The organism is Fibrella arboris, from assembly GCF_041321095.1.
Lineage (GTDB): Bacteria > Bacteroidota > Bacteroidia > Cytophagales > Spirosomataceae > Fibrella > Fibrella arboris.
Genome location: NZ_JBGGWE010000007.1, coordinates 330,337 through 346,561, shown reverse-complemented (window position 1 = coordinate 346,561; position 16,225 = coordinate 330,337). Strand labels below are relative to the sequence as shown.

11 protein-coding genes are annotated in these 16,225 nt (G+C 54.6%); 9 read left to right on the top strand and 2 right to left on the bottom strand.

The window, feature by feature from the left end; all coding sequences use genetic code 11:
* The first annotated feature begins 56 nt into the window (after positions 1-56).
* From ACAW75_RS15005 to ACAW75_RS14980, 6 genes are all read left to right on the top strand, one after another.
* The gene (locus ACAW75_RS15005) at positions 57-533 is read left to right on the top strand and encodes a cyclophilin-like fold protein (protein WP_370729545.1); all 477 of its coding nucleotides are present in this window, start codon (positions 57-59) and stop codon (positions 531-533) included.
* Between the two features lie 52 nt (positions 534-585).
* Positions 586-1,227, top strand: coding sequence for a (2Fe-2S)-binding protein (locus ACAW75_RS15000; RefSeq protein WP_370729544.1), 642 nt, complete (start codon positions 586-588; stop codon positions 1,225-1,227).
* Positions 1,224-2,258, top strand: a complete 1,035-nt coding sequence (locus tag ACAW75_RS14995; protein WP_370729543.1) for an FAD binding domain-containing protein — start codon at positions 1,224-1,226, stop codon at positions 2,256-2,258. Before ACAW75_RS15000 ends, ACAW75_RS14995 begins: the two co-directional genes overlap by 4 nt.
* A 2-nt stretch (positions 2,259-2,260) precedes the next feature.
* Positions 2,261-4,501, top strand: coding sequence for a xanthine dehydrogenase family protein molybdopterin-binding subunit (locus ACAW75_RS14990; protein ID WP_370729542.1), 2,241 nt, complete (start codon positions 2,261-2,263; stop codon positions 4,499-4,501).
* Between the two features lie 30 nt (positions 4,502-4,531).
* Entirely contained in the window at positions 4,532-4,927 is a 396-nt protein-coding gene (locus tag ACAW75_RS14985) for a (R)-mandelonitrile lyase (protein WP_370729541.1), read from the top strand.
* A 128-nt stretch (positions 4,928-5,055) separates the two neighbouring features.
* Entirely contained in the window at positions 5,056-5,631 is a 576-nt protein-coding gene (locus ACAW75_RS14980; protein WP_370729540.1) for a DapH/DapD/GlmU-related protein, read from the top strand.
* 38 nt (positions 5,632-5,669) lie between these two features.
* Here ACAW75_RS14980 and ACAW75_RS14975 read toward each other — a convergent pair whose 3' ends face one another.
* Positions 5,670-7,538 (bottom strand): ABC transporter ATP-binding protein, encoded by a 1,869-nt coding sequence (locus ACAW75_RS14975; protein ID WP_370729539.1) that lies wholly within the window; start codon positions 7,536-7,538, stop codon positions 5,670-5,672.
* A 209-nt stretch (positions 7,539-7,747) separates the two neighbouring features.
* Between ACAW75_RS14975 and ACAW75_RS14970 the strand changes: the two genes are divergently transcribed.
* From ACAW75_RS14970 to ACAW75_RS14960, 3 genes are all read left to right on the top strand, one after another.
* Positions 7,748-8,041 carry a hypothetical protein gene (locus ACAW75_RS14970; protein WP_370729538.1) on the top strand — a complete coding sequence of 98 codons (294 nt, stop codon included), beginning with the start codon at positions 7,748-7,750 and terminating at the stop codon, positions 8,039-8,041.
* Positions 8,042-8,126: 85 nt separating this feature from the next.
* A complete protein-coding gene (locus tag ACAW75_RS14965) occupies positions 8,127-9,521 on the top strand; it encodes a thioredoxin family protein (protein WP_370729537.1) in 1,395 nt (464 codons plus the stop codon).
* Between the two features lie 113 nt (positions 9,522-9,634).
* Complete coding sequence (locus tag ACAW75_RS14960) at positions 9,635-10,879, top strand: BamA/TamA family outer membrane protein (protein ID WP_370729536.1); 1,245 nt, start codon at positions 9,635-9,637, stop codon at positions 10,877-10,879.
* A 3-nt stretch (positions 10,880-10,882) separates the two neighbouring features.
* Here the strand turns inward: ACAW75_RS14960 and ACAW75_RS14955 are convergent, their stop codons facing one another.
* Positions 10,883-16,132 (bottom strand): hypothetical protein, encoded by a 5,250-nt coding sequence (locus tag ACAW75_RS14955; RefSeq protein WP_370729535.1) that lies wholly within the window; start codon positions 16,130-16,132, stop codon positions 10,883-10,885.
* Positions 16,133-16,225 lie beyond the last annotated feature (93 nt).

Here is a 16,225-nt window from a genome sequence, read left to right as displayed (position 1 = left end):
CTGATAATAACGCATTTGGTTGATGCTGAATACGCCGACGGTCAAAATCAACAACCATGAAACGGCCTGTACATCTATTTCCACTCCTGTTATTTTTTAGTATGAGTATGGCCCGTAACACGGATAACCCGATAACAGCGAGCAAACCTTCTACACTGGTTCCTACCAGCACCGATACAGCTGATCGGCTGCGTATCAAAGCGGGCTCCAACACGTTCACCGCGACCCTGCTCGACCAGGCAGCGGTTACCGCTTTCAGGAAGCAGCTGCCCCTTACGCTTTCTATGAACGAATTGAACGGGAACGAAAAGTATGCGCAACTGCCAAACAGCCTGCCAATGAGTGCTTCCAATCCTGGCACGATCCAGGCGGGCGACCTGATGCTGTACGGTTCCAGTACGCTGGTTGTTTTTTACGAAACCTTTCAGACCTCATACAGCTATACCAAACTTGGCCGCATTGACAACCCCGCGAGACTGGCTGCCGCACTGGGTCCTGGAAACATAACCGTCTCCTTTGAGATTCAGTACTAAGTGGGTAAGCGTGCGTGCTAAAGTGAATCAACAACGTTAAAAATTTTTCTCCATGACCGATAACGAACAGGTCGGCGATGCATCAGAACCATCTGGTTCATCCCGACGATTTTTTTTAAAGCAGTCGTCCGCCCTGGCGGCCTGGGCCATGACGCCCCCGGCCGCCCTAGCAGCGGTTGATCAGGGCCTCCACGAGAAAGTGGCCGTTGCCGTCGAACAAATGCCGTTGCGGGTGACTATCAACGGGCAGAGCCAACAACTCAGCATCGAACCCCGCGTTACACTCCTCGATTTGCTGCGCGAACAACTCCACCTGACCGGCACCAAGAAAGGCTGCGACCACGGCCAATGTGGTGCCTGCACGGTCCATATCGATGGGCAGCGGGTCAACTCGTGCCTAACGCTGGCGATGACAACCGAAGGCAGTCAGGTAACAACGATTGAAGGCTTGAGCAACGGCGCAACGGGTCAACTGCACCCCATGCAGGAAGCCTTTATTAAACACGACGGTTTCCAGTGCGGTTACTGCACGCCGGGGCAGATCATGTCGGCGGTGGCCTGCATTCGTGAGGGCCACGCCGACACACCGGAGCAGATTCGGGAGTACATGAGCGGCAACATCTGCCGTTGTGGTGCTTATGCCAACATTGTCGATGCGATCGTAGACGTTAAAAAAGGAGGAAAGAAGGTATGAATCCGTTTCAATACACGCGGGTGACAACCCCCAAAGCGGCTATAACCGCCCTTTCCAGCGAAAGCGGAACCTACTTTCTGGCCGGTGGCACCAACCTGATCGATCTGGTTAAGCGGGAAGTCATCCTGCCCGAAAAGCTGATCGACGTCAACAAGCTCCCGCTGGCTACCCTTGAAAAAACAGCCTCCGGCCTGCGAATCGGGGCTATGGCTAAAAATTCGGCGGTGGCTGACCATGAGTTGGTGAAAAAGCATTTCCCGCTGTTGTCGCAGGCCCTCAACGCAGGAGCATCGGCCCAGCTTCGCAACATGGCAACCGTTGGTGGCAACATGATGCAACGTACCCGGTGCAGCTACTTCTACGATACGTCGATGCCCTGCAACAAGCGCAGCCCCGTGCAGGCTGGTCCCGACAAAGGCAGCCCGAACGGACCGACGGGTTGTGGAGCCATTGGCGGCTTTAACCGGATGCACGCCATTTTTGGTGGTTCCAGCAAGTGTATTGCCGTGCATCCCAGCGATATGTGCATTGCCCTTGCAGCCCTGGATGCACGGGTGAACGTGTCGGGCCCGAGGGGGGATCGCAGCATTCCCTTTGCCGAGTTCCACCGATTACCCGGCGACACGCCCCAGAAAGACAATACGCTGCAACCCGGCGAACTGATTATGTCGGTTGATCTGCCAACGAATCAATTTGCCGACAACTCCTACTACCTCAAGGTGCGGGACCGGGCCTCGTATGCCTTCGCACTGGTGTCGGTGGGTGTTGGTCTCGACCTGAAACGCAGCCGTGCGACGGACCGCACCATTCAGGACGTTCGGCTGGCGATGGGTGGCGTGGCCCACAAACCCTGGCGACTGATTGAGGCCGAACAATTCCTGAAAGGTAAAGAAGCCACCGAAGCCAATTTCAAACAGGCGGCAGCCCTGGCCATGCAGGGAGCGAAAGGCTACGGCGAGAATGATTTTAAACTGACACTGGCCCCCAACTCGATTGTCGACGCGCTGAAAACCGCCGCTAAACTCGCCTGATCATGATGAAAGACACAAAAAATCCGCCTATCGACCGGGTCGATGGACGGCTCAAAGTGACCGGCGGGGCAAATTACTTCGCTGATTTTGAGCTACCCAACATGGCCTATTGCGTCCTCGTCGGCAGCGAAATTGCCAAGGGTACCCTCACCAGCCTGGACACGAAACGCGCAAAGGCAGCACCCGGTGTGCTGGGTGTGTTCACGCATCAGAACATGCCACCCATTCCGGGATGGGATGCCCCCGTTGGCGGTGAAGCTGATGGGCCTGCCCCCAAACCCAAGACAGAAGAAACCTACCGCATCCTGAGCAGCCCTAAAATTCTGTTCGATGGGCAGCCAATTGCCATCGTAGTGGCCGACACCTTCGAGCGAGCGACCTACGCGGCTTCGCTGGTGAAAGCCACGTATAGCAAACAGGTCGCTCAAACCGATTTGGCCAAACACATTGCAGCGGGTATTGCCCCCAAAGGCGAAGAAGGCGGAAATTATTCGCGGGGAAAAGCCGACGCTTACCAAACGGCACCCGTTACGCTCGAAGCCAACTACACCATTCCCATTGAGGTGCATAACCCAATGGAGCTGCATGGTATTCTGGCCCACTGGACGGGCGATAAGCAGTTGATGATCTACGCCAAAACGCAGGGCGTCAACGCGACGCAGCAGGCCATGGCACAGGCGTTCAAAATAGACCCGAAGAACGTTCATGTACACACCGAGTTTATGGGGGGCGGTTTTGGCATGGGGCTACGTACCTGGCCGCAGGAGACGGCCGTTGTCGCGATTGCGCGCCAGCTTGGCCGACCCTTGAAGCTGGTGGTGCACCGCAGTCAGATGTTTACGCTGGTTGGTCACCGGCCTTATACCGTGCAGACCATCAACATGGGTGCCGATACGGATGGTAAACTGATCGGCATTGCCCACGCAGCCACGGCAGAAACGGCCAGTTACGAAGACTTCACCGAAGCCACCGTCAACATGACCAAGTTCATGTATGCCTGCCCCAACGTGAGCACGCGCTACCGCCTTGTCCGGCTCGACCGGAGTGTACCCATCTGGATGCGCGGACCGGGTGAAGCAACGGGCGCCTTTGCGCTCGAATCGGCTATGGATGAAATGGCCCACAAGCTCAATCTCGACCCGATCGAGTTTCGGTTGCGCAACTACACCGAGACCGACCCCGAACACAACCGCCCCTATTCGAGCAAGCACCTGAAAGAAGCCTATGAGAAAGGGGCCGAAGCTATTGGCTGGCGCAACCGCAAATCGCAGCCAGGGAGCCAGCGCGACGGGGAATGGCTGGTTGGTTATGGCATGAGCACCGGTGTCTTTAGTGCTTTCCGGTGGGAAGCCACAGCCCGCGCGTTGCTCAAAGCCGACGGCTCACTGACGATTCAGAGCGCTGTAACCGACATTGGCCCAGGAACGGGAACAGCCCTGACCATGATTGCGCACAACGTGCTGGGTGTACCGATTGATCGGATCAAGGTTGAGTACGGCGACACATCGCTCCCCAAAGCACCCACGCAGGGCGGCTCGGCCATTGTCTCGGCCGTAGGCTCAGCGGTATTCGATGCCTGTACGGCCATTAAGGAGACGCTGACCGACCTGGCCAGTAAAAACGGAAGCCCCCTGGCTGGCCGCGGGGCCGACGAGCTGACACTGGCCGATGGTGTGCTTTCGGTAGATAAAGAGCCGGGCAAAAAAGTAGCCGTTGCCGACCTGATGCGGGCGAATAACCTGCCCGTGATCGACAAAACGAAAGACTCGAAAGGCGGGCCGGAACAGGCGAAGTACTCGATGTATTCGTTCTCGGTGCATTTCGTGCAGGTACGTGTCAATCCCTTAACGGGCGTGGTACGTGTAGCCAAAGCGGTGAGCGTAGCTGATTCAGGCCGGATCGTCAGCCCCAAAACGGCGGCCAGCCAGATGATCGGTGGGGTGACGGGCGGTATCGGCATGGCCCTGACGGAGGAAGCCGTGATCGACCATCGCTTCGGCCGGTTCGTCAACAATAACCTGGGTGATTACCATGTGGCTGTCCACGCCGACGTACCGGCGATTGAAACGATTTTCATTGATAAGCCCGATCCTGTTATCAACCCGATGGGGGCCAAAGGCATGGGCGAAATTGCCTTGATCGGCTTTGCCGGGGCCGTTGCCAATGCGGTGTTCAACGCCACCGGCCAGCGCGTCCGCGACCTGCCCATCACCCCGGATAAAGTCATGCAAAAACGCGTCTAACAGGGCCAGACAACAAGAACAACCGAACGTATGGAAATTACTAGAAACGGAACCCAGCCATCGGCGAAAGGGCCCGAAGCCTGGTTCACAGGCGCTGTGCGAATAGACCCCTTATTCGCCAAGAAAGACGTTACGAAAGGGGCTGGCGCGCTCGTCACCTTCGAGCCCGGTGCCCGAACCGCATGGCATACGCACCCTGCGGGCCAAACCTTGATCGTTGTTTCTGGCCTAGGCTGGGTGCAGCGCGAAGGTGGCCCTGTTGACGAAATCCACCCTGGTGATGTCGTTTGGTTTGCCCCGGGCGAAAAGCACTGGCATGGCGCTTCGCCAACCAAAGCCATGAGCCACATCGCCATTCAGGAAGACGTAAACGGCGAGGTGGTAACCTGGCTGGAAAAGGTAAGCGACAGCGACTATTCGGACTAGAGCCAACCGGTATTAACGAAGTAATGAACGGACTGCGAACGGTTGATGCTGTCGCCGGCCGATAGCGAATAAGCTCATGTCGACCAGATGCAGTATCGAACGTCCGCAGTCCTGACCAGTAACGAACAATGAGTGAGACCGATAACAGACCGGATATTTTTGATCGCTTGCGGGCAGGCGGGCTTTTACGAAAGGATGATCCAGACTACTACAAATTCGCAGACGTGGTTGCCCGTACCATCCGGCTATGCGTGGAGATGAACGCCACCGCCACCAGTGTTGATCAGGTACGTAAGCAGCTGAGCACTATCATTGGGACCGAGATCGACGAATCGACGGCGATCTTCCCACCCTTTCACACCAATTTCGGCCGATTTACGAAGCTGGGCAAAAACGTGTTTATCAACCACGCCTGCTCCTTCCTGGACATTGGGGGTATTGCCATCGAAGACGACGTGCAGATGGGGCCACGCGTCAACCTCACCTCCGAAAATCACCCGTTAGATCCGACTGACCGTCAGACGCTGATTCCCCGGCCGATTGTCGTCAAACGCAACGCCTGGATAGGGGCTGGAGCCACCATTCTGCCCGGCGTCACGATTGGGGAGAATGCGGTTGTAGCCGCTGGTGCGGTCGTGAGTCGGGACGTACCGCCCAACACGGTCGTGGCCGGTATTCCCGCCAAAGTGGTTAAAACGTTATAACCAGTTCGAAGAAGCGAAAGCTACCTATAAACTATTCACTACTGATACCCACGCGCCTGTAGGGCGAATAACTCCGCGTATCGGCCGTTTTGCGCCAGCAATTGTTCGTGCGAGCCTATCTCGAGCAGCTTCCCGCCTTCCAGCACCAGAATCCGGTCGGCCATACGCACGGTACTGAACCGGTGCGAAATGATGACCGATGCTTTTCCGCGCGTCAGTTCGGCAAAGCGTTGAAAGACATCATATTCGGCACGGGCGTCGAGGGCGGCGGTGGGTTCGTCGAGAATGATCAGCTGGGCATCGCGCATGTAGGCCCGACCCAGCGCCACTTTCTGCCACTCCCCACCCGACAGCTCGACGCCTTTGTTGAAGCTCTTGCCCAACTGCTGCTGATACCCGCCCGACAACTTGGCAATGACCGTATCGGCCAGGCTCCGTTGCGCCGACGTTTCAATGCGCGGCTGATTGGTTCGCTCGTCAATGTCGCCCACGGCAATGTTCGTTCCCGCCGACATCTTGAAGCGGATATAGTCCTGAAAAATGACCCCGATGTTGCGCCGCAGGTCCGTCAGATCGTAGTCGCGGAGGTCGTGCCCATCGAGCAGGATGCGGCCTTCGGCGGGGTCATACAGGCGGGCCAGCAGTTTGACCAGCGTGGTTTTTCCGGCCCCGTTTTCACCAACCAGCGCCAGTTTTTCGCCCATAGTCAGCGTAAACGATAAGCCCCGTAAGGCCCAGCGGTCTGAATTGGTATACTTGAAGCCAACGTTCTCGAAGGTAAATCCGCGGCGTATCGGGTTCGGAAACGGCAGCGGTGTTCGGGGCGAATGAATGGCCGGCTCAATGGCAAAATAATCGAACAGATCCTGGAGGTAGATGGCCTCCTGCGTCAGGCTGCTGAACTGCAACAGAATACCTTCGAGCGACCCACGTACCTGCCGGAATGAACCCGCCAGAAAGGTCAGGTCACCGAGCGAAATTTGGCCCGTAACGGCCCGCTGCACAATCCAGACGTAGGCGCCGTAATACCCCGCCGTGCCCAGCGCCGTCAGCAACGTACCCCAGCCCGCCCGACTGATGGCAATGGCCTGGTTCTTTTTCAGGTATTCGTTCGACAGCGTTCGGAACCGATCGACCAGGAAGCCCGACAGGTTGAAAATCTTAACTTCCTTGGCCGTTTCGTCGCTCGCACCAACGTACCTGAGGTAATCCAGCTCGCGGCGTTCGGGCGTCCAGCTTCGGGATAATGAATAGCTCTTCCGGTTAAAATAATTATCGCCGATGAACGAAGGCGTCACGGCCACGGCGATCAGCAGCAACAGCCACGGGTTGTACACGGCCAGCCCGACCGCCAGAAAGCCGATGGAAATCACCTGCTGCACCTGTCCGAAAACGCCCGATAGCAGCACCGTGCGGCCGGTAGTCTGGCGGCGGGCGCGTTCGAGTTTATCATAAAAGGTGGCGTCTTCAAACTGCTCCAGATCCAGTTCGGCGGCGTGTTCCATAATCCGGACCGAGGTAGCATTGGCGAACTGATCACCCAGCAATCCGTCCATGAGCGACACCGCCCGACCAATGGCCGTTGAGATCACCGCCAACCCAAACTCCGCTGCTACCAGTTCCCACAGGTACGTTGTGTCGCCGCTGCTCCCCGCTTTGGTCAGCCCCACCACCTGATCGATAATCAGCTTGCCGACGTAAAGCGACAAGGCCGGGATCGACGCCTGGATGAGCCGCAGAAAGGCGTTGCCCACAAAGAGCGCGGGCGACGTTGCCCAGACCAGCCTGAAAAAGGCAGGTAGGTTACCCAGCGCAGCAAACCGTTCGCGCCACGAAATATCTTCTTTTTTCTCCGTTGGCACCACGCCCGCAGGCGGGCCAGAGGGAGGTGTATTTGTTGGTATCATTCCTAAAAAAGACAAGGCCTGTTCGCGATTGGTTCATCATGCGCTGCCGTGTCAACTGGCGAGTTGGTGGAGGACCTGCCAGGCCCCTTCAATCCATCGCGAACCAGTGATTATGGAGCTGATGGTCTGTTGATTCACCGCTCGACCAGGTATGAAACTAGCAAAGGCCTGCTGGCCGACGCTGACAAAGCAATAGACGCTGGACCATTGTGAAAGAAGCCGACCGCATCTTTCAGGCGGAACTCGACCAGGCGAAAACAGAGGCCGACCTCGATTGGCTGGTTAGCCTGCGACGACGCAGTAACAATCTTGTTTCTGACGGGAAAATCACCGCTGATAACGAGGCTTATCTGATCAGTCAACTGCGCATGAAGTGCTACGAGCGCACCAGAAACCAGGCCGGTTACCGTCCGTTGGCTTTGGCTGCTGGCAACCGGCGAAAACACCGCCGAGTACGAGAAGACGTTGGCACGCCTAAGCCAGTAGTTATAGGTACCGCTTAAAAAAATCGCCGATCAACTACATCATTAGTTAATCCATAACCGTTACATTGCCAACAGCTTATTCACGTCTAACCCTGTTGCCTCTATGAAACCTCTGCTCCGCCCCTTCGCCATCAGGCTGTCTTTACTGCTGGCTTTTGCCTTCGCTACCGGCCTAACCCGCGCCGACGTTCCCGGCAACGATGATCCAGTAGGCATCAACTTCTTCACCGGCTCCTGGAAAGACGTGCTGGCCGAAGCCAAAAAGCGGAACAAGCCTGTTTTCGTCGACATTTACACGACCTGGTGCGGCCCCTGCAAGCTCATGGCCAGGCAGGCGTTTCCCGACGCGAAAGTGGGCGAGAAGTTCAACACCAACTTCATCAGTTACCAGATCGACGCGGAGAAAGGCGAAGGCATCGACGTGGCCAGGAAATATGCGGTTACGGCCTACCCAACGTCGCTCTACGTGTCGGCCAGCGGCGATCTGATTCACCGGGCAATTGGCTACGGAGGCATCAAAGGCTTTCTGGATGAAGCCGATAAAGCCATCAGTGCGGCCAGCGACCCCAACCCGCTGTCGGTGATGGAAAAGCAGTACGAAGGCGGCCAGCGTGAGGCCGAGTTCCTGCGAACGTACCTGGCCAAACGAGCTAAAATTGGCATGCCCAACGCCGAAGCACTCGATGCTTTCCTGAAGGCGGCTCCGCAAAGCGAGTGGTTCTCGAACGATAACCTCGAGGCTATAACCGGTAACCTGACCACGGCCAAGTCACCGGCTTTTGAGCCGTTGCTGAACGAGATCAAAAGCATGCGCCTCAATCCGTCGCGGATGAAAGGTATGCAGAGCGCCATGCAGGCGGTGAGTCAGGCTGTTGGGCGCGACGAACGGCAGGCCAAAACAGAAGCTGAACTGGATCAGGCTATTGCCAATTCGCTAAAGATGCGTACCGCCTTGTCGATGAAAGCCGTGCCGGAAGCCGATCAGAAGACGGCCGCCAATGAGAGCCGGATGGCTTTTTACCGACGGACCAAGAACCTGACTAAATACGGGGAATACGCTACAGAATCGGCGTCGAGATTAATGGCCATCACCCCTGAAGAATTGGCTACAAAGGATAATGCGACCTACCAGAGCTTCCTGACAATGACTAGGTCTATGCCCGATTCGATTAAAGCAAGGCCACAATTCAAGCGCGATGAGCAACTGTTTAAAACGATGGAAACCCAACAGATAGGCACGAAACTGAACAGTCTTGCCTGGGCCTATTTCGAAACCATGACCAGTTCGGCCGACTTAAATAAGGCCCTATCCTGGTCGGCCCGGTCGCTCGAACTACAGCGCAACCCGGCTTATCTGGATACCTACGCACAGCTGCTGGGCAAGCTGGGCCGAAAGGCCGAGGCGGTAGCCGTTGAGCAGGAAGCCTTGGAAAAAGCGAAAGAAACAGGCGAAGACACCGCCGACTACGAGAAAACGCTGGCGACCCTGAAAAAGTAGCCTTGTCGTTGGCCGCGCCAACCCCGCCAACTGCCGCTTACACAATCTGTGCAACAGCAATGAACCGTTTAGCGTAGTGAATAGTTAACCGAGTTGACTATTCACTACGCTAAATGATTTCAATTCTACGGCACACTGCTTACTGGCTTGTCGTATCCACGCTGACAGCAGCGCCCATACGCGCTCAATCCCCCTCCGATAACGCTACCTCTTCCGAACAGGTCGACGCCTACGATCTGGCCAAGAAATGGGTTGGCCTATCAATCGCTCCGCGATCTGATTCAGGCCTGGGCACCAAACCACAATGGGCCATATTGCCTTCGTTGAATTACCAGCCTGCCACGGGCATTGCTGCCGGGGCCATTCTTACTTCCTCGTTTTATCCGAAACATACACCCCGTACCCGCCTGTCGACCGTACATCTGTATGCGGGTTATTCACAGTTCAATCAGGTACTGGCAACTGCCCTTAGTAACTTCTGGACGCCGGGGCACCGGTTCAACATTCAGGTCGACTGGCGATTCTATAATTTCCCGACAACGACTTATGGCCTGGGGGCTTACTCGCAACTAGCCAACGCCAGCGACGTCGACTATAACCATTTCCGGTTTCACCAGACGGTTTATAAAGCCCTTACCAACGATTACATGGTTGGAATCGGCTACATGATCGACCGCCATTTCGACATTATCAACGTAGCCCCCACTGGCCAAACTACGGATTTCGTCCGTTACGGGCTGAACCGGCAGTCGACCTCATCGGGTGTGGTGGTTGGTCTGTTGCGCGACCGGCGGGGCAATCCGAATAATCCGGAAGGCGGCTCGTATTTGCTGGCGCAGTACCGGGTTTATCTCAATGAGCTGGGAAGCACCACCAACTACCAGGCACTTTATTTCGACTATCGAAAATACATCCCACTCGGCGGGCGGCTGGAGAAACAGTTGGCCCTCTGGAGTTTCAACTGGGTCACCTTCGGCGGAACGGCCCCCTATCTTGACCTCCCTGCCACGGGTTGGGATACCTATAATAACACGGGCCGGGGCTATGCCATGGGGCGGTTACGCGGTCCGTCGCTTTATTATACCGAAGTGGAATACCGTACGCAACTCACCGCCAATGGCCTATTGGGTGGTGTTCTCTTTGCCAATGCGCAGACCATTGGCCTCTGGCATGGCAGCAACGTCCCTGCCGGATTCGAGACAGCGTCTCAGCCGCATACATTGCACGTCTGGCCCGGTTTCGGCGGTGGCCTTCGGGTAAAGGTCAATAAAAGCGCCCGCACCAATCTAGCCATTGACTACGGCTTCGGTGCGGGCGGGTCAAAAGGCCTTTATTTTAACCTGAACGAAGTTTTCTAGCAATTATTTACTGCGAACACGTGCCTGGGCTTCGTCTTTTTCACCCTGTGAATAGCCGTTGCCGGGAATAAAGCCGGTAGCAGGTTCGGCCACATCGAAGACCTGTGCCTTTAAGTCACCATCGGCCGAAGGGCGCCAGAACAGCTGAAGCGTGGCCGAGCCACCCGCTGGAATTGAGCTCAGAAACCCGTCGATTGTTTGCGTGTCTACCACCTGCCAGCCCGGCGTAACCTGAGCCGCCCCGTTTGGCAATTGTACCCGCACCACAACACCCGTTGCCGTGATGGCGCTCCGGTTACGAACCGTTAACGTAGCTGTAACGACCTCCTGCTGCGCTACTGATACCAGCAATTTGTTCAGGTTCATTTGCAGACTTAACTCAACCGACGACGAACTGGCTGCGGGCTGGTTACTGATCACCCGTGGCAATACGGCCGGATTCGGATTGGCCGACGTCATGATTGGCCCCTCCTCAGTGGTGCGTAAATCTACCTGCGCTTCATCATCCTGCCCGGCTCCAATGCCTGAATTTGGCTGGCTATCCGGGTCAGGGGTCTGTGAGCCAATGATTTGAGCATTGGTTAACATGACGCCGGGAATGGAAATAATTGTCTGGAACACAAACGTTGTAGGTATGCCGACAGGCAACGCACCTACCGCCACGTTCACAACCCCACTCCCACTCGTAATGGCTGGCGACTCGCTGCTGAGGAACGAAACACCCTGCGGTAACATACTCTGCACCTGCACCCCATTGGCTACTTCCGGACCAGCATTAGTCAGGATCAGCGAGTAGCTAACCATCTGACCCACCCGCGGCGTGCGTGAACTGACAATCATATCGAGCGATACATCGGCACTGCCCGATCCAACCGTAACCACGGCACTTCCTGACGACGTACCTGTGGCACAGGCATTTGCCACCTTGCCAATGGTGTAGGTAGTGGTTGCGCCGGGTGCTACCGGCATCAGGTATGGGTTCTGCGTAACGCCCGTGGCCGACTGCCCGTTGCTGAGCGTAACTGACCAGGGCGCAGGCCCGCTAAAGACAATAGGCAGGTACGTTGTTTGCCCCGCGCCAATCACCGCATCGCCTGCAATCGTAGCCGCCGTAGGTTCACCAATTTTCACATCCACGGGGTCGGATTCAGGCGATGTACAGTTTGAGTTAGTATATGAAAACGTGTATCGACCTGTCTGTGTAGCACTATATTCGTTGCGACTCGTAGTGGAAACAACTATCCCGTCGCGCTTCCAAATAGTTGTACCATACGAACCGGAACTAGCTGTCAGCTTAACGGCATTGTTGATGCATTTTTGCGAAGGCGCGTAATCGATAACAGGTTTAGGAGGTGATGGATGACTGTAGTACTCAGTTTTAGACACTCCACTACAGGTTCCTTTTGTCATGCGGAGCCTGTACAGTCCGGTAGAATTAGCATAGGTAGATGATAGCGTTTGGCCAGCTATATCCACACCATCCCGTTGCCATTGGTACGAAAAGCCTACTGGTTCGTTGCTATAGTCATTAGCTCGCTCGTACGTACTTATGTATAGGTTACCACACGATGTAACAGAGGTCCTGTCAGCTACGATTTTAGGCACAATTGTATTACCAAACGAGAACAAGCGACTATCCGACGAGCCAGAACAAGCATTCCCTCCAGCTGACACTCGCACGGTGTAGACGCCGCCCGCGCTCACGCTGTAAACAGACGATGTCTCACCAGCAATATCAACTCCATCTTTTTGCCATTGATAACTGACGTTCGACATTGCCTGCGTTCGCAGATAACGTGAGTCACCAATACACAAGCTTGTTGCCCCATTATAAGTGATCGTGACTGGAAGTTGCGAAGTTGCTTTTCGGATGAGTGTGTTCGTTGTTGTCTGGCAATTCCCCTGCCGGGCAACAACATGGTATGTACCCGGTTCCGAAGCATAGTAATAGCCGTTCGTTGCCCCTGAAATGAGCGTACCATTTTTATACCATTGCAAGGCACTGAACTTGCTATTGTTCTCGATGTACATGTAAGCCGACGAGTAATAGTTGGCATAATTAGCGCAAATCAATGTATCGGCTGCCCGGTCAAACCGAATTGTAGCACCGATAGCGGTACCAAATTCATAGGTAACACTACTTGTACTTGCTGAACAGTTAGCATCCTTTACCTGTACCGAATACCGACCAGATTGAGTAGCTGGAAAGGTTGAGCCGGTAACGCCATCTATAAGTACATCATTCTTATACCATTGATACGTTGCATTATCACCTGGGTAAGAGGCCGTCAGTGTAATCGTTTGACCTGTACATTGTGGTGTTTCAGCGCTGGGGTAACTTAATTGAGGGAATATAGAGTTGCTAACATTGAAAAAATGCGTCGTAGCTGCCTGCTTACAGCCTGCTTGAACAAGACTTCCTGAATATACTCCAGATTGAGTGACCACATATGATTGGCTGGTCGCACCGCTTATGGGCACACCATCTCTGGTCCATTGGTACCGGTCGATTGCGGTAGTGAAGCCAGAATTAGTTGACCCCTGAAACGACAATGTCGCACTGCCCCCGACACAGACTTGAGTATTACCAGTATATCCCAGCCGATTAAGGGTGTACGCATTGCTTAAATTACCAATGGCCAATGGCTCACTTACCGCACTTTCAACCTCCGGGGATAAAGCGACCACCTTCACTAAATAATTGGTGCCATATGGTAACACATCGATGCTGCTAGGCAAGGTTACAGCTATCGGATTACTCGTGCCAGTCCCAATTCGTCGTTGGCTGGAAAAGCTGCCTGAGGCGTCGGATATCCAGACCTCAAACCGATTCGAGAGATCGAACGTACCTGATGTGCTAAACGAAACAGTCATAGTGCTTCCAGCGCACAGTGTTTTATTGTCAATACCCGTCAGCGTCACGGTTGGCAGGGTATACGGTATGGCAAAGGCGTCAGTTGTCCAGATACCGCGTCCTACGGTGGTCGCAGCGACCTTTCCATCAGCAGCCCGGTAGCGCAGTTGATTGACGCGCAACAGCGGCAGCCCGCCATCCGATACTGTCCAGCCGGGGTTTGGAGCTGTGATGTTCGACGTAGTCCAGAGGCCCAGATCGGTACCTAACAATACCTGTTGCCGGTTTTGCGGATTGAACATACCCGTCCAGACAGGTATGTCGGGAAGGCCATAGTTTAACTGGTCTTTTGCCATCCACAACGCGCCCCCATCGGCTGTGTACCACACCGACTGTGAACCGTAATTGGAAAAGGTAACGAGCAACTCATTATCGGTAGCCCCCACGTCAATGCTGGAAAAGGCTACCTGACCAAACGCTCCGTTATCTATCCGGGTGAAGGTTGGCGTAGGCTGATTCAAGCCGGTAATCTTGTAAAGTTTACCATTATATCCACCCGCGAACAGCGTAGCCTGGTCGGCACTCAGCTTCAGGTACGTTAGTTGATCGCCAATAGCCGTGAGTGAGATCACCGTTGTTGTCAACGTACCTGAACCAATACCAGCGGTGCGGCGAATGACAGGTGCAGTAGTACTATACTCATAGATATACAGCGTATTCGACTGGCTATCGTAATCGCTTGGTATTGGCGCCACATAATTAGTGGAATAGATCGTTTGGTAGCTAGCTCCATCAAAGACATTCACTGCCGTGGCGCCCATAAACACTTGAATGTTTGATTCGTTGGTATCAATGTGGACATTATTTGTCGACGAGGTTCCCCATATGGATGAGTTGATCTTGCCAATACCGGGTGAGTTCATAGTAACGACGCCAGTGGGCTGCACATTTGCCAGAAAATAGTTGCTGCCAGGGCTGTTTTTCATCGCTATGGAGTAGACTGCCCCTGTTCGCAGGCCGTTGGTACGGGCCACTGCCGTTGGGCTAGCAACAGCATCACTAGCGGCATCGGCCAGCCAGTAGATTCCCTGTAGAGCCGCATTGACCATTCCGTCTGTACCCGGCACAACCTGTAGGGCTATCTGATAAGTCAATGGATTAGCGGTCGACGCCTCGGTGATGGCTGTCCAGGTAGCCCCACCATTCACGCTTCGGAACAGGCCAAGCCCACCCGCGAAGATGATGTTTGCATTGGTTGGGTGCGCAGTCAAGCTCATGTACCGATACCCATTACCACGCGTAAAGTGATCGCTGCCTATTAACGGAATAACTACGTCGGTCCAGGTTATCCCGGCGTCGGTACTCTTCTTAAACCACTTTATATCCTGGCTATAGACTGTATTATTATAAAACCTGGACACCGCATACAGAACCTGCCCGCTGCCACTAGTCGACTGCGCTACGGCAATTTCAGTACGATCACCCGTTACGCCTACCGGTGTAATTTCAGCCCACGACGTAGCCGCTGCGTTTGTTGATTTAAACACGCGACCAGGCGCAAAACTGACGAATACAACTCCGTCTGATGCAACCTCCAGATCATATACAGCGTCGTTACCGTAATTACCAGTCGACGTACCAAAACCAATTCCCTGATTGGGTGCCAGCACATTCTGCCAGCTTACTCCGCCATCTGCGGACTTTAGTACACCATATCGAGAGGCGACAAATACCTGCCCACTGCCGTTCACTACAATCCGCTGAATGTACTCAAATCCCCGCCCTATGGATGGATAACTACCACTGGGGATGGTACTACTTAGCCGCGTCCAGGTTGTCCCACCATTGGTCGTCTTCCAGATACCACGTCCAGTGGTATAACTTAACTCACCCGTTCCGGCATACATGATCTGGGCATTCGACGGGTCAGCAGCAAGCGCCGTAACTAATTGGCTTTCCCAGTTTTCACTGACTGGCGACCAGACAGGCGTCGAGTTGGTGATGTCGTTTGTGTACCACACACCGCCCGAAGCAGTGCCTACCCACACTTTCTTTTTAGCCGCGTCATTTGGGTCAACCAGTACTGATCGTACGTCAGCAAAATTGTTGGGGCCCCTCTCCTGCCAGGTAATACCCGGTATCCCACTTTGGGTAGCACTTGCGTTCTGCTGACTCTTTCCGTTGAGTATTTGCTGCCGTGCCTGGTCTAGCCGCTCATAGGGGATAACACCTGTTTGTGGATCAACCAGTCGGCGGCGTTCTTCGTCTACTTGTTGCCGGAGTGTATCGTGGGGATCAATGAATGTGCCGGGATCGGGTACATGCTGGGCTAAAGCAGATAACGAGATAAAACAAACCAGCAGGCTTATAAGGAGCCGGAAAGAGTCAGGAAAACGCATTAAAACAAGGGAAGGAGTGACAGTAATAATTTGCGGCGACAAAATAGTGTCATTATCCCAAAAAACAACTATGTATATATAAGCAAAGCTACC

Excerpts from the sequence above, each read along its gene's own strand:
- ACAW75_RS15005 (WP_370729545.1), top strand. The coding sequence starts at position 57 with ATGAAACGGCCTGTACATCTATTTCCACTCCTGTTATTTTTTAGTATG.
- ACAW75_RS15000 (WP_370729544.1), top strand. The coding sequence starts at position 586 with ATGACCGATAACGAACAGGTCGGCGATGCATCAGAACCATCTGGTTCA.
- ACAW75_RS14995 (WP_370729543.1), top strand. The coding sequence starts at position 1,224 with ATGAATCCGTTTCAATACACGCGGGTGACAACCCCCAAAGCGGCTATA.
- ACAW75_RS14990 (WP_370729542.1), top strand. The coding sequence starts at position 2,261 with ATGATGAAAGACACAAAAAATCCGCCTATCGACCGGGTCGATGGACGG.
- ACAW75_RS14985 (WP_370729541.1), top strand. The coding sequence starts at position 4,532 with ATGGAAATTACTAGAAACGGAACCCAGCCATCGGCGAAAGGGCCCGAA.
- ACAW75_RS14980 (WP_370729540.1), top strand. The coding sequence starts at position 5,056 with ATGAGTGAGACCGATAACAGACCGGATATTTTTGATCGCTTGCGGGCA.
- ACAW75_RS14975 (WP_370729539.1), bottom strand. The coding sequence starts at position 7,538 with ATGATACCAACAAATACACCTCCCTCTGGCCCGCCTGCGGGCGTGGTG.
- ACAW75_RS14965 (WP_370729537.1), top strand. The coding sequence starts at position 8,127 with ATGAAACCTCTGCTCCGCCCCTTCGCCATCAGGCTGTCTTTACTGCTG.
- ACAW75_RS14960 (WP_370729536.1), top strand. The coding sequence starts at position 9,635 with ATGATTTCAATTCTACGGCACACTGCTTACTGGCTTGTCGTATCCACG.
- ACAW75_RS14955 (WP_370729535.1), bottom strand. The coding sequence starts at position 16,132 with ATGCGTTTTCCTGACTCTTTCCGGCTCCTTATAAGCCTGCTGGTTTGT.